General features: G+C 73.0%; 16 protein-coding genes and 1 pseudogene. 13 read left to right on the forward strand and 4 right to left on the reverse strand.

Annotation, left to right across the window (positions count from 1 at the left end; genetic code table 11):
- Nucleotides 1–151: 151 nt before the first annotated feature.
- Nucleotides 152–1,582, reverse strand: a complete 1,431-nt coding sequence (locus tag ACIQMJ_RS27765; protein WP_499763941.1) for a pyridoxal phosphate-dependent decarboxylase family protein — start codon at nt 1,580–1,582, stop codon at nt 152–154.
- Between the two features lie 19 nt (nt 1,583–1,601).
- Between ACIQMJ_RS27765 and ACIQMJ_RS27770 the strand changes: the two are divergent.
- Nucleotides 1,602–2,177: pseudogene (locus ACIQMJ_RS27770) on the forward strand (carboxylesterase family protein); the annotation flags it as partial.
- A 710-nt stretch (nt 2,178–2,887) separates the two neighbouring features.
- Here ACIQMJ_RS27770 and ACIQMJ_RS27775 read toward each other — a convergent pair.
- A complete protein-coding gene (locus ACIQMJ_RS27775) occupies nt 2,888–3,787 on the reverse strand; it encodes an LLM class flavin-dependent oxidoreductase (RefSeq protein WP_499763942.1) in 900 nt (299 codons plus the stop codon).
- Nucleotides 3,788–3,841: 54 nt separating this feature from the next.
- Between ACIQMJ_RS27775 and ACIQMJ_RS27780 the strand changes: the two genes are divergently transcribed.
- Entirely contained in the window at nt 3,842–4,309 is a 468-nt protein-coding gene (locus ACIQMJ_RS27780) for a MarR family winged helix-turn-helix transcriptional regulator (RefSeq protein WP_499763943.1), read from the forward strand.
- Here the strand turns inward: ACIQMJ_RS27780 and ACIQMJ_RS27785 are convergent.
- Together ACIQMJ_RS27785 and ACIQMJ_RS27790 are read right to left on the reverse strand one after the other, a co-directional pair.
- Nucleotides 4,290–5,393, reverse strand: a complete 1,104-nt coding sequence (locus tag ACIQMJ_RS27785) for an NAD(P)/FAD-dependent oxidoreductase (RefSeq protein ID WP_499763944.1) — start codon at nt 5,391–5,393, stop codon at nt 4,290–4,292. The genes ACIQMJ_RS27780 and ACIQMJ_RS27785 overlap by 20 nt on opposite strands.
- Before the next feature lie 97 nt (nt 5,394–5,490).
- Complete coding sequence (locus tag ACIQMJ_RS27790; RefSeq protein WP_499763945.1) at nt 5,491–7,167, reverse strand: DEAD/DEAH box helicase; 1,677 nt, start codon at nt 7,165–7,167, stop codon at nt 5,491–5,493.
- 518 nt (nt 7,168–7,685) lie between these two features.
- Here ACIQMJ_RS27790 and ACIQMJ_RS27795 point away from each other — a divergent pair.
- From ACIQMJ_RS27795 to fabG, 11 genes are all read left to right on the forward strand, one after another.
- Nucleotides 7,686–8,042 (forward strand): Lsr2 dimerization domain-containing protein, encoded by a 357-nt coding sequence (locus ACIQMJ_RS27795; protein WP_499763946.1) that lies wholly within the window; start codon nt 7,686–7,688, stop codon nt 8,040–8,042.
- Between the two features lie 299 nt (nt 8,043–8,341).
- Nucleotides 8,342–9,049, forward strand: a complete 708-nt coding sequence (locus tag ACIQMJ_RS27800; protein WP_387490035.1) for an AfsR/SARP family transcriptional regulator — start codon at nt 8,342–8,344, stop codon at nt 9,047–9,049.
- An 8-nt stretch (nt 9,050–9,057) separates the two neighbouring features.
- Nucleotides 9,058–9,822, forward strand: a complete 765-nt coding sequence (locus tag ACIQMJ_RS27805) for an AfsR/SARP family transcriptional regulator (protein ID WP_499763947.1) — start codon at nt 9,058–9,060, stop codon at nt 9,820–9,822.
- 100 nt (nt 9,823–9,922) lie between these two features.
- Nucleotides 9,923–10,186, forward strand: coding sequence for an acyl carrier protein (locus ACIQMJ_RS27810; RefSeq protein WP_053716681.1), 264 nt, complete (start codon nt 9,923–9,925; stop codon nt 10,184–10,186).
- Between the two features lie 47 nt (nt 10,187–10,233).
- Complete coding sequence (locus ACIQMJ_RS27815; RefSeq protein WP_499763948.1) at nt 10,234–11,466, forward strand: beta-ketoacyl-[acyl-carrier-protein] synthase family protein; 1,233 nt, start codon at nt 10,234–10,236, stop codon at nt 11,464–11,466.
- Nucleotides 11,466–12,185 carry an alpha/beta fold hydrolase gene (locus tag ACIQMJ_RS27820; protein ID WP_499763949.1) on the forward strand — a complete coding sequence of 240 codons (720 nt, stop codon included), beginning with the start codon at nt 11,466–11,468 and terminating at the stop codon, nt 12,183–12,185. Before ACIQMJ_RS27815 ends, ACIQMJ_RS27820 begins: the two co-directional genes overlap by 1 nt.
- Nucleotides 12,182–13,144, forward strand: a complete 963-nt coding sequence (locus tag ACIQMJ_RS27825) for a thioesterase family protein (RefSeq protein ID WP_499763950.1) — start codon at nt 12,182–12,184, stop codon at nt 13,142–13,144. Before ACIQMJ_RS27820 ends, ACIQMJ_RS27825 begins: the two co-directional genes overlap by 4 nt.
- Nucleotides 13,141–14,175 (forward strand): beta-ketoacyl synthase N-terminal-like domain-containing protein, encoded by a 1,035-nt coding sequence (locus ACIQMJ_RS27830; protein WP_499763951.1) that lies wholly within the window; start codon nt 13,141–13,143, stop codon nt 14,173–14,175. Before ACIQMJ_RS27825 ends, ACIQMJ_RS27830 begins: the two co-directional genes overlap by 4 nt.
- Complete coding sequence (locus tag ACIQMJ_RS27835) at nt 14,172–14,459, forward strand: ApeI family dehydratase (protein WP_499763952.1); 288 nt, start codon at nt 14,172–14,174, stop codon at nt 14,457–14,459. The genes ACIQMJ_RS27830 and ACIQMJ_RS27835 overlap by 4 nt, the downstream gene beginning before the upstream one ends.
- Nucleotides 14,456–14,908, forward strand: coding sequence for a 3-hydroxyacyl-ACP dehydratase FabZ family protein (locus ACIQMJ_RS27840; protein ID WP_499763953.1), 453 nt, complete (start codon nt 14,456–14,458; stop codon nt 14,906–14,908). The genes ACIQMJ_RS27835 and ACIQMJ_RS27840 overlap by 4 nt, the downstream gene beginning before the upstream one ends.
- Nucleotides 14,905–15,639 (forward strand): 3-oxoacyl-[acyl-carrier-protein] reductase, encoded by a 735-nt coding sequence (gene fabG, locus ACIQMJ_RS27845; RefSeq protein WP_499763954.1) that lies wholly within the window; start codon nt 14,905–14,907, stop codon nt 15,637–15,639. The genes ACIQMJ_RS27840 and fabG overlap by 4 nt, the downstream gene beginning before the upstream one ends.

The raw sequence follows: 15,639 nt of genomic DNA on the forward strand, positions 1-15,639 counted from the left end.
GCGTCGTGCCGGTGAACCCGAGTGGGGTGGGCCGTGACCGCCCGATCCGACCGTGCTCCGGTCGTACGGCCGGATGGTCCGTTGGGCGGAGCAGTGGGCCGGCCGAGGTCGGAGGGCGGCAGCGGCGACCTCGGGAGTCGCCAACCCGGGGTCAGGACGTGCGAGGCAGACCGGCGCCCAGTTCGCGGACCACGGAGGCCAGGAGGTCGACGTCCTCCTCCGTGGTCCGCCAGTTCACGATCGCCGGGCGCAGGGCGACCATGCCCCGGTAGACCGTGGTGCCCGCGTAGACCCGGCCGTCCTCGACCAGGGCTTCGCCCAGGCGGCGGTTCAGGTCGTCCAGTTCGGACTCGGGCACGCCGGGCGGGCGGTAGCGGAAGCAGACGATGAAGACGGTGATCGGGGCCAGCAGTTCCAGGTCGGGCGATTCGGAGATGCGGCGGCCCAGGCGCAGGGCCAGGTCCTGGTGGCGTTCGACCATGGCGCGGTGGCCGTCGCGGCCGTAGGCGCGCAGGGTGGCCCAGATGGGGAACGCGCGGGCGCGGCGGGAGGACTCCGGGCCGCGGGTGTTGTAGTTGACGAACTCGTCGTCCGGGTCGGGCAGGTAGGCGGTGTTCCAGCCGCCGAAGGTGCGTTCGAGGGCCGCCGGGTCCCGCACGAACGCCATGCCGCTGTCGTAGGGCACGTTGAGCCACTTGTGGGCGTCCGCGGCCACCGAGTCGGCCCGCTCCACGCCGCGCACCAGCCCGGCGGTGCGCGGGGACACGGCGGCGAACAGGCCGAACGCGCCGTCCACGTGCAGCCACGCCCCGTGCCGCTCGGCCAGGTCGGCCAGCTCGTCCAGCGGGTCGAAGTCGCCGCCGTTGACCTCGCCCGCGTTGCCGATCAGCACGGCCGGGCCCGACGACGCCAGCTCGCGGTCCAGGGCGGCCACGTCGAGCCGGCCCGCGTCGTCCCGGGTCAGCGTCCGCACCACGTCCCGGCCCAACCCCAGCAGTTGCAGCGCCTTGCGGCTGCTCGGGTGCACGTACCCGCTGGAGAACACCGGCATCGGCGGCAGCCCGGCCAGGCCGGCCGCGGCCACGTCCACCCCGTGCCGCCCGGCCCACCAGTGCCGCGCGCACGCCAACCCGGTGAGGTTCGCGGCCGTCGCGCTCGGCGTCAGCACCCCGCCGTGCGACGCGGGCAGCCCGAACAGCTCCTTCAACCACCGCAGCACCACCGTCTCGGCGCGCGCGGCCAGCGGGGAGGTCAGCCACAGGCCGGTGGCCTGGTCCAGCAGCGACGTCACCCAGTCCGCCGCCTGCGCGGCCGGGGTGGCGCCGCCGACCACGAAGTGGAAGAACCGGGGCCCGGACGAGTGCGTGGCGGCCCTGGTCCCGATCCGCAGCAGGTCCGCGACGGCGGCGATGGTCCCGTCACCGGCCCCGGGCAGCGGTCCGTCCAGGTCGTCGACCAGGTGGGCGTGCGTGGCGTCGCGCACCGGCAGGTGCGGCAGCGCGTCGAGGTACGGCCCGGCGGCCCGCGCCACCATCCCCAACGCCTCGGCGGCGTCCTCTCGAGCGTTCAGCGGATCACCCATCATGGCAGGGTAGGCGCTGATGACGCGACGTGGACAGTTCAGGGGCCGGGCGGTCGACGCCGGGGTGGACGCCTTCCTCGGCATCCGGTACGCGGAGCCGCCGTTCGGCGCGCGGCGGTTCGCCGCGCCCGTCCCGGTCGAGGGCGCGGGCGACTGCCGGGAGTTCGGCCCGATCGCGCCGCAGTCGGCGCGGCTGCCGGGCGCCCCGGTGTGGCGGCCCGGCGACGAGGACGTGCTGTCCCTCGACGTGTGGGCCCCGTCCACACCGGACGGGCCGCGGCCGGTGCTGTTCTACGTGCACGGCGGGGCTTACACGTTCGGCTCGTCGGCGCAGCCCGACTACGACGGGACCGCGCTCGCCCGCGCCGGGCTGGTCGTGGTGACGTGCGACTACCGGCTCGGGTTCGAGGGGTTCGGGCACGTGGACGGCCACCCCGACAACCGGGGGCTGCTCGACCAGCGGGCCGCGCTGCGGTGGGTGCGGGAGCACATCGCGGTGTTCGGCGGCGACCCGGGCAACGTCACGGTCGGCGGCCAGTCGGCGGGCGCCGGGTCGGCGTTGTTCCTCGCGGCGTCGGAGCCGGTGCGGCGGCTCATCGCGCACAGCGTGCCGAACCGCGTCTACACCCCGGGGTTCGCGCGCCGCGTCGCGGAGTGGATAGACCCGCGCACGCCCGAGTCGGCGGTGGCGTCGGCCGACGCGCTCGCCGCCGCGCAGCGCACCGGGCCGTTGAGCCACGACCCCGTGCTGTTCGGGCCGGTCGCCGACGCGCTGCCCGCGGTGGCGCCCGACGTCGACGCCCTGCTGTGCCACACGGACGTCGAGTACGCCCTGTTCGAGGCGGTGGGCACGTTCCGGCCGCCCGCCGACCTGCGTGAGTTCGGCCGCGAGTGGGGCATCCCGGACCACGTCGTGGCCGCGTACGAGCACTTCGAGGACGCCGCCGTGCGGCTCGCGGGCGACTTCGTGTTCGGCGAGCCCACCACCAGGATCGCCGAGGCGCACGGCCGGGCGTTCCTGGCGCGGTTCACCCGGCCGCCCGCCTGGCACACCGCGGACGTGCCGTTCTCGTTCGGCAACCTCGACAGCGCCGGCCAGGACGGTGGGTTCAGCCTGATCGGCGGACCGGCCGGTGACGACGAGCGCGCTGTCGCGGCGGATGCTTCGGGCGTGGGTCGACTTCCGCGCCACCGGCGACCCGGGCTGGACCGGTGTGCGGCACTGGGGCGACGAGGTGGGGTCCCGGCGCGAGCCGTGGCGCGGCGTGGACCTCTCCGCGCCGGTCGACCACCCCGTGCGGCCGGTCAGCTGACCGCTTCGCGCACCGCGGGCACGATCTCGTTCGCCCACGTCCCGAGCGCGACGTCGGTCAGCGGCTCGCGGACCGGGAAGTACACGAACCCGGCCGCGTCGTGCTCCAGCACCGCGCCGGTCAGCTCCTCGACCCACTGGGCGACCGAGCCGCCGACCCACTTGCCGTCCGCGTCGCGGGTCGCGGCGAGCGGGGTCGGCGAGATCGCGCCCGGCAGGTTGTAGATCGTGGCCACGTCCCGCGGGTCGCGTCCCGCCGCCACCGCCGCCTCGTCGATGACGGGCCGGGACGTGCGGTAGCGCTCGCTGAGCCAGTCCGCCGCGTGGCCCGGGATCCAGCCGTCGGCGAGCTTGCCGGTGACCGCCAGCGACTTCGGCCCCACCGAGCCCGTCCACACCGGCGGCGCGGGCGTGCGGGCCGGGTGCAGCGCCTCGACCCGGTAGAACTCGCCGTCGAACGTCACCGGGTCACCGCCGCCGGACAACGCCCGGACCAGCGTGATCGCCTCCTCCAGCGCGCGGATGGCCGCGCCGGGGGTCAGCCGGGTCACGCCCATCCGGGCGATGTCGTCCCACAGCCCTCCCGCGCCCACGCCCAGCACGATCCGGCCGCCGGTCAGCTCCGACAGCGACGTCACCGTGCGGGCGAGCACCGGCGCGGGCCGGTTCGGCAGGTTGGTCACGCTGACGAGGCCCGTGATGCCGGTCGTGCGGCCGAGCGCGACGCCCACCAGCGCGTACGCGTCCAGCCGGTCGCCGAAGTACGGGTGGTCGGAGGCGCTGACCAGGTCCAGCCCGGCGCGGTCGGCGTCGACGGCCTGCCGCAGGCTGTCCGCGGCCCGGTGGACGGCCGTGCTGATCCCGACCCCGAACAGCGGCTTGCGTGACGACATCGGGGATTCCTTCCCGATAGTTGGTTCGCGGCACGAACGAGTATCGTGGCGCGCATGGCCAAGGCTGTGGGTGAGCGGATGGGCATCGTCACCGCGCTGGTGCGCGCCACGTTCCTGGTGGACGCCGTCTACGCCGACTCCGCCCGCGAGTACGGCCTGACCCAGCAGCAGGGGCAGTTGTTGTGCGTGCTCATGCCGCGGCCCTACGGCATGAGCGAGTTGGGCGAGGTGCTGGGCCTGGCGAAGTCGAGCCTGAGCGGCCTGGTCGACCGGACCGCGAAGCGCGGGCTGGTCCGCCGCGAGGCGGACCCGTCGGACAACCGCGCGGTCCGGGTCGAGCTGACCGAGGAGGGCGGCCGGCTCGCCGACGAGTTCTACGCCGAGACGTGCCGCCGGATCGAACGGCTGCCGTCCGGCCTGGCCGCCGGCGAGCGCGAAGCCCTCGCGGACCTGTTGTCCCGCGTGGTGCGGGACAACGAGGTGCCGCCGGTGTTCATGGTGCTCAACGAGGATCAGGGCTGACGGTCCACACCGAACAGCTCGACGAACCGGCCGGTGAACAGGTCCGCGCCCTTGTACCGGGCGACGGTCTCCGGCGGCAGCAGCGTCGGGCCGTCCGGGGTGGGGAACTGGCCCACCCGGCGTCGGGGCCGAGCGGCAGCAGGATCGACGGCACCGGCGACGGGCGGTAGGTCGCCGCGGGCCGCTCGCCCCGCACCTGCGCGATGATGTTCTTCGCCACCACCTCGGCGTGCTGCAACGCGTACCCGGCCATCTTCGCCTCGGCCAGGTCGGTGATGTCGCCCACCGCGTACACGCGCTCGTGGCCCTCGACGGTGAGCGCCTCGGTCACCCCGACCCGGCCCTGCGGCGTCAGGGCGGTGGCCAGCGCGTCGCCCAGGAACCCGCCGTGGACCCGCACCCCGTGGCAGCGGAACCAGATGTCGGCGGTGATCGGGCCGCCGGTCGTGCCCACGGTGAACGTCCCGCCCTGCGCGGGTCCGGTCGGCGGCTCCTCGGTCAGCGCCGTGCCCAGCCGCAGGTCGATGTCCAGGGCGTCGAGCCGGCGGTGCAGCGCCTCGCGGAGCGCGGGCTCGAACCCGGGCACCAACTGCCCGGCGGGGTCGACCACGGTCACCCGCTTGTCCGGCCACACCGCCTTGACCTCCCCGGCCAGCTCCAGGCCGACCGGTCCCGCGCCGACGACCAGCACGCGCGGCGCGTCGGCCAGCTCCTTGTGCGTGGCGTGCAACCGCTCCAGCGCCTCGGCGGACGAATCGGTGTCCGTCTTCGCCGGGTACGGGTAGCCGGACCCGGTGGCCGGCACCACGTAGTCGGCGGCGATCCGCTCGCCCGAGGCCGAAGTGACGCCGTCCGGTTCGACCGAGGCGGCGCGGTCCCGGACCACGCGACCCCGGGACAGCAACCGGTCGTACGGGAAGAAGATGTTGTGCGCCCAGTCCGGCCGCACCAGGGCTCGCAACGACCCGGCGGCGTGCACGAACGCGTCCTTCGGCTCCACGAGGACCACGTCGACGTCCTCGTCCAGCGCCTTGGCGACCGCGGCGCCACCGTAGCCACCGCCCACCACGACCACACGACTCATCTCGAACACACCCCAGCGATCTGTAGTTCGTCCTACGAACCATACTAGTTCGTAGGACGAACTGACAAACCGCTGGGGGCGTTGTCCCGGATCGTGGTCAGCGCGGGTCGTCGCGCTCCCGCCGCACGGTGACCTTGCGGCCCTTGATGGTCGCGCCCCGCAGCGACGCGATGACCTGCTGCGCCGCCGAGTCCGGCACCTCCACCAGCGAGAACCGGTCGGCGATCTCGATCGCGCCGATGTCGCGGCCGTTGAGGCGCGCCTCGCCCGCGATCGCGCCGACCAGGTCCTGCGGCCGGATGCCCGAGCTGCGGCCCGCCCCGACGAACAGCCTGGTCATGCCCGCGGACGGGCGGCGCGGGCGGCGCGGCTCGCGGCGCTCGCCGCCACCGCGGCGCTCGCCGGAGCCCGTCCTCGGCACGTACTCCGGGATCTCCTCCTCGTCCGCCGCCGCGCCGGTGGCCTCGTGCGCGAGCTTGACCGCCGCCAGCGCCACCTCCATGACGTCGAACTGGTCGGTCAGCGTCTCCACCACGACCCGGAAGCTCTCCAGGTCGTCCTCCAGCAGGCTCTCGTGCAGCGCGGCCCGGGTCAGCTCCAGCCGGCGCGCCCGCAGGTCCGCGATCGTGGGGACCTTCTCCATGTGGATGCGCTGCTTGGTGACGCGCTCGATGGTCTTGAGCATGCCGTGCTCGCGCGGCTCGGCCAGGGTGATCGCCACGCCCTCGCGGCCCGCGCGCCCGATCCGGCCGATGCGGTGCACGTAGGACTCCGGCGCGGACGGCACGTTGTAGTTCACCACGTGCGTCAGCTGCTCGATGTCCAGGCCGCGGGCCGCCACGTCGGTGGCCACCAGCAGGTCGGCCGTGCCGTTGCGCAGCCGGGCCATCACCCGGTCGCGCTGCTCCTGGCTGATGCCGCCGTGCAGCGACTCGGCCCGGTAGCCGCGCCCGTTCAACGTCTCGGTGAGCTGGTCGACCTCGTCGCGGGTGCGGCAGAACACGATCGCCGCGGTCGGCGCCTCCACGTCCAGCACCCGGCCCAGCGCGGCGGGCTTGTGCGCGCGCGGCACGACGTACGCGCTCTGCCGCACGCGCGGCGCCTCGCCCGGTTCGGCCTGCTCGCGGCCGATGGTGATGCGCACCGGGTCGGACAGGTGCCGGCGGGCCAGCCGGTCGATGCGGCCGGGCATGGTCGCGGAGAACAGCACGGTCTGCCGCTCGGCGGGCGTCTCGGCCAGGATCGTGTCCAGGTCCTCGGCGAAGCCCATGTCCAGCATCTCGTCGGCCTCGTCCAGCACGACGACTTCCAGGTGCTCCAGCTTCAGCGTGCCCCGGCTGAGGTGGTCGACCGCGCGGCCCGGCGTGGCCACGACGACGTCGACGCCCTGCTCCAGCACGCGCAGCTGCCGGCCGATGGGCTGGCCGCCGTAGATCGGCAGCACCCGCGCGCCCAGTTCCCGGCCGTAGCGGTGCACCGCTTCCGAGACCTGCACCGCCAGTTCCCGCGTCGGCACCAGCACCAGCGCGAACGGCTCCCGCCGCCCGCGCTCGCCGCCCGCCATGCGCTCCAGCACGGGCAGCGCGAACGCCGCCGTCTTGCCGGTGCCGGTGGCGGCCTGTCCGAGCAGGTCGCGGCCCTCGCTCAGCGGCGGGATGGCTTCCCGTTGGATGGGGGTGGGCTCCTCGTAGCCGAGGCCGGACAGCGCCCGGAGCAGTTCGGGGCGCAACCCGAGGTCGGCGAAGCTGGTCCGGTCGTCGGGCTCGTCGTTCATGCCGTCAAGTCTCGCTGATCGCCCCTGAACCGCTCGGTGAGGGGGGTGGGCCGAGCGCGTGGTCCCGAAGGTCCAGCGGTGCGGAACCGGTGCGCCGGGCCGTCGCGCGCATTCGGTGGCCGCGGTCCCGAAAAATTTTGCAGCCCCGCGTCGGCGCTTCCTGTAACGCCGTGACGATTCGGTGCCGGGTCCGGGTTTCCGCAGTGGTGGATATGCGGTCGACCGGCGGTGTCGCGGCGGTGGCGGTCGTAGTGGACAAATCGGAAATCACGCCCATCGCGGTGACGTGAACTCTTTTCAAGCCAGGCGGGCCGGGGATGTGCCGCGTCCGGTCGACGGACCGGGAAGGTGGTGCGGGCGGCGGCCGGAACCGGGGATTCACCCGAAGTCAACACTGCGGCCGTCCGCTATACCTCTCCTATACTTCGCGATCCGCATCCCCACCATGGTCAACTCACCGGTAGCGTGCCGCGGGATCGACACCGAGCGTGAGTGTCCGACCTGGGGGAGTGGTGCGCGTGGCGGTGGACGACCTGGACGGGCACACCGGGCACGACGTCCGGTCGGTGTCCTTCGGCCTGGACGGGGTGTGGTTCGAGATCCGCCTCGGCGCCGCCAACGCGGCCCGGCTGCGGGCCGCGCTCGACCGGTTCGTGCGCGCCGCGCGCCGGGTTCCGGGCACCCCTCCGGTGCCGGTACGCAGCGTGGACGCGCATGTGGCGCAGGCTGTGCGGCGGTGGGCGCGCGAGCACGGCTACCGGATCTCCGACCGCGGCAGGCTGTCCGCGATCGTGCTGGAAGCCTACGACCGGGCGCACCCCGGCGGCCGGCGACCGGACGGCACGCGTGTGACCCGTGATCACCCGAAGCACTAGGTGGTGGTGACGCGCTGTAGTCGCCACCGCCGACGGGTCCAAGTTCGGTGAGCGCGGTACCAGCAGGCGGAGTCCGGCGCTGGCCCGATCGGAGGCATACCGCGACGGCGCGTTCCAGATGGTTCAAATGATATTTCCCCCCATCGGGGCGGGCTGGGCACCATGTCAAACGCTTTAGTCGGGAGATTTCGGGTTCGGCGGCCGGCTACAGCGCGCTCTGCGTCGTCTAGAGACTGGGGGTCGTGACCATGCAGGTGCAGATTCTCGGTGCTGTCGCCCTCGCACGTGAGGATCGTCGGATGGGTGTCGCCGCTCGTCAGGTGCGCACCCTGCTCGCGCTGCTGGCGCTTTCACCGGGCACCCCCGTTCCGTTCGACCAGCTGGTCGAGGAATTGTGGGCGGGTAAACAGATGGGAAACGCCCGCAACGCGCTCCAGGCGAATGTGGTGCGGCTGCGCAAACTGCTGGAGCAGTTCGCCGACGTGCCGGGCGACTGCCTGGTCCGCACGGTGAGCAGCGGCTACGTGCTCGACCTGCCCGGCGAGGCGGTCGACGCGCACCTGTTCCGCGATCTGGCCGACCGCGGCTCCGCGCTCGTGCTGCACCGACCCGGTGAGGCGATCGACCTGCTGGAACGGGCGCTGCGGCTGTGGCACGGCCCGGCGCTGTTCGACGTGAGCGACGGCCTGCGGTTCCGCATCGAGGCCGCCCGGCTCGACGAGCGCAGGCTCAGCGCCCGCGAGGACCTCATCGCCGCCAAGCTCGCCAACGGCGAGGACCGCGGCGTCGTGTCGGAGCTCAAGCAGCTCGCGGCGGAGTACCCGGAACGGGAGCGGTTCAGCGAGCAGCTGATGGTCGCGCTGTACCGCAACGGCAGGCAGACGGAGGCGCTGGACGTCTTCCACCACACGCGCAGGCGCCTGGCGAGCGAGCTCGGGTTGGAGCCCGGCCGCGCGATGCGACGGCTCTACCAGGCGATCCTCGTCCACGACCAGGTACTGCTGTAGGAGGCGAAGTGCTGGAGTTCCGGGTCTTGGGGCCGGTCGAAGTGCTCTACGACGGGCAGGAGGTGCCGCTGGACGGGTCGAAACCGCGCACCGTGCTCACGGCGCTGCTCCTCGCCGACAACGGCGCTGTCTCCGACACCCAGATGAGCGATTTCCTGTGGGGCGACCACCCGCCCGCCACGTTCAACGCGCAGATCTACACCTACGTCTCGCGATTGCGCAAAACGCTGCGCCGGGAAGTCGGCATCACCCGCCGCTCGCGCGGTTACGAATTGCGGCTCACCGAGTGCGCGTTCGACCTGCGTGACTTCGAGGAGGACGCGGCGCGGGGCCAGTCGGCGCTCGCCGCGGGCCAGTACGAGGAGGCGGCGCGGCTGCTGCGCTCGGCGTTGCGGCAGTGGCGCGGGCCGGCGTTGACCGGGGTGTCGGAGCACCTGGCCGACGCCGAGGCGCCGCGGCTGGAGGAGGCGCGGATCGCCGCGCTGGAGAGCCGCATCGAGGCCGACCTGGCGCTGGGCCGGCACGCCCAGCTGCTGCCCGAGCTGACCAAGCTCGTGCACCAGCACCCGTTGCAGGAGCGGTTCCGCGCCCAGCTCATGACCACGTTCTACCGCTGCGACCGGCAGGCCGACGCGCTCGTGCTGTACGAGGAGGGCCGCCGCATGCTCGCCGACGAGCTGGGCATCGACCCCGGCTCGCTGCTGCGCGAGGTGCACCTGGCGATCCTCACCGCGGATCCCGTGCTGGCCTCGCCGCGCCGCGTCGCGGTGTAGCGCGGCCGGCGGCCGTATAGCCCGCCGCATAGGCCGGATATAGCCCCGAAAAGCATTCTGGGAACCGGTAGGCAGAAACCCGTGTTCCCGGAGGTGCGCAGTGACCAGTTCGGTGCAGATCGACGCGGACGGCAAGGCGAAGATCAAGGAGATCGTGTCGGAAATCCTCGAGATCGACGCCGAGGAGATGACCGACACGAGCCTTTTCAAGGAGGACCACGACGCCGACTCGCTCGGCGCCATCGAGATCCTGTCCGCGTTGGAGCGCACGTTCGGCGTGGAGATCGACCAGGCCGAGCTGACCCGGATGGTCAACCTCGAGGGCGTCATCGCGGTCGTCGCCGAAGCGCAGGCCGCCAAGTAACCGGTTCGCCACCCGCGAGAGGTCCGGCACCGGACTTGGAGGACACGATGCACGACGGAGGGCGGCAGCCGCGCCGGGTGGTGATCACGGGTCTGGGCGTGGTCACCAGCATCGGCATCGGCGTCACCGAGTTCCTGGCGGGCCTGCGCGAGGGCCGCAGCGGGATCAAGCCCATCACCTCGTTCGACACCACCGGCTTCAGCCACGCCAACGGCGCCGAGGTCACCGACTTCGACCCGGCCGCGTGGTTGGAGCGGGTGGACCCCGAGGAGCTCGGCCGGGCCGGGCAGTTCTCCGCCGCCGCGGCGCGGATGGCCGTCGCCGACGCGGGCCTCACGCTCGACGAGCTGCGCGGCAAGCGGGCACTGGTGTCCGTCGGCACGACCGACGCCGAGTCCCGCGACCTGGACAACCTCGTGGCGCAGCAGCTCGAGCACGGCCCCGAGTCCTGGAACCCGGTCGTCGCGCGCCGCTCCACCGCGGGCCGGCTGTCGTCGAGCATCGTGCGCGAGCTGGCGCTGACCGACGTGGAGGCGGTGACCATCCCCACCGCGTGCGCCGCGGGCAACTACGCCATCGGCAACGGCTTCGACGCCATCCGCGAGGGCGAGGTGGAGGTCGCGCTGGTCGGCGGCGCGGACGCGGTGTGCCGCAAGACGTTCACCGGCTTCTACCGCCTCGGCACGATCGCGCCGGAGGTGTGCGCGCCGTTCGACAAGGACCGCAAGGGCATCCTCACCGGCGAGGGCGGCGGCATCCTGGTGCTGGAGTCGCTGGAGTCCGCGCTGGCCCGCGGCGCCCGGATCTACGCCGAGGTGCTCGGCTACGGCCTCAACTGCGACGCCAACCACCCCGTCGCGCCGGACCGGGACAGCCTGGCCCGGTGCATCGAGCTGGCGCACCGCAACGCGGGCGTCAAGCCCGAGGACGTCGACTTCATCTCCGCGCACGGCACCGGCACCAAGGCCAACGACGTCACCGAGTCCGGCGCGATCCGGCAGGTGTTCGACGCGCCGCCGCCCACCGTGTCGATCAAGTCGATGCTCGGCCACTCGATGGGCGCGGCGTCGGCGCTGGCGTCCGCGGCGTGCGCGCTGGCCATCACCGAGGGCTTCATCCCGCCCACCATCAACCACACCGAGACCGATCCCGAGGTGGGGCTGGACTGCGTGCCCAACCAGGCGCGGCCCGCCACGCTGGACGTGGTGCAGAACAACGCGCTGGCGTTCGCGGGCAACAACTCCGTGCTGATCCTGGGCCGGTACCGGGACGCGGTGTGATGGTCGCGGCCCGGCGGGTGAGCGGGCTGTTCCTGCACGGCCTGGCGGGCAGGGCGGCGGCGTGGGACGCCCTGGACCTGCCGCCCCGCTTCGAGGCGGTCGCGCCGGACCTGCCGTGGCACGGGATGGCCGACCCGGCGTGGAGCCACGAGCCCGACCCCGGTCGGCTCCTGGTGGACGTCGTGACCGCCGGGCACGACGTGGTGGTGGCGCACTCGCTCGGCGCGAACCTGCTGCTGGAGTGCTACGCCGACGGCCGCGTGCCGCCGCGGCCCACGGTGCTGGTGTGCCCGTTCTACCGGCCCGAACCGGCCGACTTCGACTGGCCGACGATCTCCTACTACCTCAACGACTTCCACCGCACGTTCACCGAGGCGCTGCGCGTCGGCGGGACCGCCCGCTTCCCCGAGGCCAAGCGCGAGTGGCTGGCCCGGGCGCTGCGCGACCAGGTGGGCCCGTACGGCTGGACCCGGTGGTTCCAGACCTACCTGCGCACCCCGTTCCTGGACCTGTCCCGGGTCGACGCGCCGGTGCTCGTGGTGAGCGGCGTGGACGACATCGCCGCCCGGCCCGACGACGGCCGCGCCCTGGCCAAGGGCCTGCCCCGCGGCCGGTTCGAGCTGCTGGACGGGTGCGGCCACTTCCCGATGATCGAACAGCCCGACCGCCTCGCGGCCCTGGTCCGCGACTTCTTCGACGAACACCTGGAGCTGACGTGACCACCACGACCGTCTCGCTGCGGCCCCGCTACGAGGGCTCGAACATCTGCACCTGGATCGGCTTCAAGCACGTCAACTACATGGTCGAGGAAGCGGTGCTGGACCACCTGCGGCAGAGCGGGTTCCCGGCGGGCGCGCTGTACGAGCGGTTCGGGCTGTGCACCGACATCACCGACCTGGACACCAAGATCCTCACCGCCTTCCACATCGACGACCTCGCGCGGGCCACGGTGAAGCGGGTCGACGGCGACGGGCCGCTGCACCTCGTCGTGAAGCTGACCGTGGAGCGGGAAGGCAAGACCGTGAAGGCGGTCAAGTCGAAGGTGTCCGTGTCGTTCCGGCTCGACCCGCACGGCTTCGACGCCGAGCCCGTGCCCGCCGAGCTGCGGCCGCACGTGGTCGACGAGATCGGCGCGCCCGCCGCGGCCGTGCTGGACAAGGTCGGCGCCCTGGAGCCGATCGCGGTCGGTGACGCCGACCCGCTGGACGTGCTCACGGCCGGCAGGAACGCGTTTGGCTGGGCCTGGCGCATCCCCTACTTCTACTGCCACTTCACCGAGCGCGTGCAGATGTCGGGCTACCTCCGCCAGATGGAGGAGATCCTCGACCTGTTCGTGGAGGACCGCGGCGCGTCGATCAAGACGCTGCTGGACGAGCAGAACTGGATCCCGGTCGTGCCGAAGTCCCGGATCACGTTCCTGGGCGAGGCGAACATGGAGGAGACGCTCTACACGGTGTTCACCGTGGAGGAGGTCTTCAAGCGGTACACCTTCACCGCCCGGATGGACTGCTACGTGCTGCGCGACGGCGAGCTGGTGCCGACCGCGACCGGCCGCATCACCCACGGCTGGGCCGTGATCGAGAACCGCAAGGACTGGAGCCTGGTCGACTTCGACGACCGCCTCATCGGCGCCATCACCGGCAAGGCCGGGTCGCTGAGCGGGCGTGGTGCGTCGTGACGGCCCCCCTGGTGGACACGCTGGTCATCTCGGCGTGGTCGGCGGTGTCGCCGTTCGGGATGGGCTCGGAGGCGTTCACGAGCGGTGTGCGGGCGGGCGTCCCGGCGCTCGCCCCCGCTCCCGGCGGGCCGTTCGAGCAGGCGGCGCTGGTGCCGGACTTCAGCGCGGCGGGCGCGCTGGGCAAGAAGGGCACCCGCACCATGGACCGGGTCACGGCGCTGGCCGTCAGCACCGTCGGCCGGCTGCTGGAGGAGTGCGGACCGGCGTTGCTGGAGCACCCCGACCGGGTCGGTGTCGTGCTGGGCACCGGCTCCGGCAGCGTGCAGTCCATCATGGACTTCACCCGGGACGGGCTGACCGGCGAGAAGCCCTACCACGTCGACCCGGCGCTGTTCCCGAACACGGTGATGAACCGCGCGGCCGGGCAGAGCGCCATCTGGCACAAGATCAAGGGCCCCAACACCACCATCGCGGGCGGCGCGCTGACCGGGCTGCTGGCGTTGAGCTACGCGGCGCGGCTGCTGCGCGGCGGGCACGCGGACCGGGTGCTGGTCGGCGCGGCGGAGGAGTACTCCGAGCAGCGCGCGTGGCTGGAGTGGCGCGGCAGCGGGGGCGCGGCCGGTCCGCTCGGCGAGGGCGGCGCGGTGTTCCTGCTGGAACGCGAGTCGACCCGGGCCGGACGGCCGGTGCTGGCCCGCGTCGTCACCACCCGGTTCCGCGGGTTCTTCGAGCCCGACGGCGCGGCCGAGGCGTTGCGCGAGTGCGTGCGGACCGCGGTGGCGGAGGCCGGTGTCGACCCGGCGGACATCGCGTTCGTGTCCACCGACGGCGTCGAGGAGCAGGCCGTGGCGCAGGCGTTGGGCCGCACGCCCGAGTGGCTGCGGTGCGTGCCGCTGGTCGGCGACACGTCGGCGGCGGTGGCGAGCTTCCAGCTCGCGGCGGCGGTCGCGTCCGGCCGCTCGGGCGTCGCGCTGGTGACCGGCGTCGAGCGGGACGGCACGGTCGGCTGCGTCGTGCTGGACCTGCCGTGAGCACCGTGCACGCGGACCCGGCGGACCCCGTGTTCGCCGGGCACTACCCGGGCTTCCCGATCATGCCGGGGCTGTTCCTGCTCGACCACGTGCTGGCCGCGCTGCCCGGTCACCGGGTGGTCGCGCTGGACCGGGCGAAGTTCGTGCGGCCGGTGTTCCCCGGCGACACGGTGACCGTCGAGTCGGACCTGACCGCGGAGGAGGACCACGTGCGGTGCGCGGCGAAGGTGTCCACCGGCGCGGGCGCGGTGGCGGAGTTCAAGCTGCGGCTGGTGGCGTCGTGACCGGCCTCAAGGGCATCCGGCGGATCATCCCGCACCGGTTCCCGGTGCTGCTGGTCGACCGGGTGTCCGAAGTGGACCCCGGCAGCGCCATCGTGACGCTGAAGGCGGTCAGCGGCCGTGAGCCGTGCTACGCCGACCCCGACGCGCGCGACGCGTACCCGCTGGGGCTGCTGATGGAGTCGTGGGCGCAGTCCGCGGTGCTGCTGACCCGGTGGGAGAACCCGAACCCGGACGTGCTGGCCGACAAGGTCGAGCTGATCAGCGGCATCCGCGACGTCGTCGTGCACGGCGACGTGGTGCCCGGCGACGTGGTGGAGCACCACGTCCGGCTGGTCCGGGAGGTGGCCGACGCGGCGATCCTCGCGGGCCACAGCCTGGTCGCCGGGCGCAAGGTGCTCGAGATCGGCTCGTTCACGATGGCACGGCGCAGGGCGGAGGAACTGGCATGAGGCGCGTGGCGCTGGTGACCGGCGGGTCGCGGGGCATCGGGCACCAGGTGGTGGCCCGGCTCGCGCGGGACGGGTTCGACGTGGCGTTCTGCTACCAGTCGAACCGCGACGCCGCCGAGGTGGTGGAGAAGGAGGCCGCCGCGGCCGGTGCGGCCGTGTTCACCGCGCAGGTGGACGTGGCCGAGAAGGCCGAGGTGGACCGGTTCGTCAAGGACGCGGAGCGTGCGCTCGGGCCGTTGCACGCGGTGGTGTCGTGCGCGGGGATCGTGCGGGACAACCCGTTGGTGCTGCTGAAGTCCGACGACTGGCAGCGGGTGCTGCGGGTCAACCTCGACGGCACGTTCCACCTGGCCAAGGCCGCGGTGTTCGCGATGATGAAGCGCAAGGCGGGCTCGGTCGTGACGCTGTCGTCGGTGGCCGGCGTGTACGGCAACGCGACGCAGACGAACTACTCGGCGTCCAAGGCCGGGATCATCGGGTTCAGCAAGGCGCTGGCCAAGGAGGTCGGCAAGTACGGCATCCGGGTCAACGCGGTGGCGCCGGGGTTCATCGAAACCGACATGGTCACCGGCCTGGGCGAGGACTTCGCGGCCCGCATGGCGGCGCAGATCCCGCTGGGGCGGTTCGGCCGGCCGGAGGAGGTGGCCGACCTGGTGTCGTTCCTGGTGTCGGACCAGGCTTCCTACGTGACCGGTCAGGTGTTCGGGGTCGACGGCGGGCTGGTGATCTGA

The organism is Actinosynnema sp. NPDC091369, from assembly GCF_044757065.1.
In the GTDB taxonomy this organism is placed as follows: Bacteria; Actinomycetota; Actinomycetes; order Mycobacteriales; family Pseudonocardiaceae; genus Actinosynnema.

Excerpts from the sequence above, each read along its gene's own strand:
- ACIQMJ_RS27765 (WP_499763941.1), bottom strand. The coding sequence starts at position 1,582 with ATGGGTGATCCGCTGAACGCTCGAGAGGACGCCGCCGAGGCGTTGGGG.
- ACIQMJ_RS27775 (WP_499763942.1), bottom strand. The coding sequence starts at position 3,787 with ATGTCGTCACGCAAGCCGCTGTTCGGGGTCGGGATCAGCACGGCCGTC.
- ACIQMJ_RS27780 (WP_499763943.1), top strand. The coding sequence starts at position 3,842 with ATGGCCAAGGCTGTGGGTGAGCGGATGGGCATCGTCACCGCGCTGGTG.
- ACIQMJ_RS27785 (WP_499763944.1), bottom strand. The coding sequence starts at position 5,393 with ATGAGTCGTGTGGTCGTGGTGGGCGGTGGCTACGGTGGCGCCGCGGTC.
- ACIQMJ_RS27790 (WP_499763945.1), bottom strand. The coding sequence starts at position 7,167 with ATGAACGACGAGCCCGACGACCGGACCAGCTTCGCCGACCTCGGGTTG.
- ACIQMJ_RS27800 (WP_387490035.1), top strand. The coding sequence starts at position 8,342 with ATGGGTGTCGCCGCTCGTCAGGTGCGCACCCTGCTCGCGCTGCTGGCG.
- ACIQMJ_RS27815 (WP_499763948.1), top strand. The coding sequence starts at position 10,234 with ATGCACGACGGAGGGCGGCAGCCGCGCCGGGTGGTGATCACGGGTCTG.
- ACIQMJ_RS27820 (WP_499763949.1), top strand. The coding sequence starts at position 11,466 with ATGGTCGCGGCCCGGCGGGTGAGCGGGCTGTTCCTGCACGGCCTGGCG.
- fabG (WP_499763954.1), top strand. The coding sequence starts at position 14,905 with ATGAGGCGCGTGGCGCTGGTGACCGGCGGGTCGCGGGGCATCGGGCAC.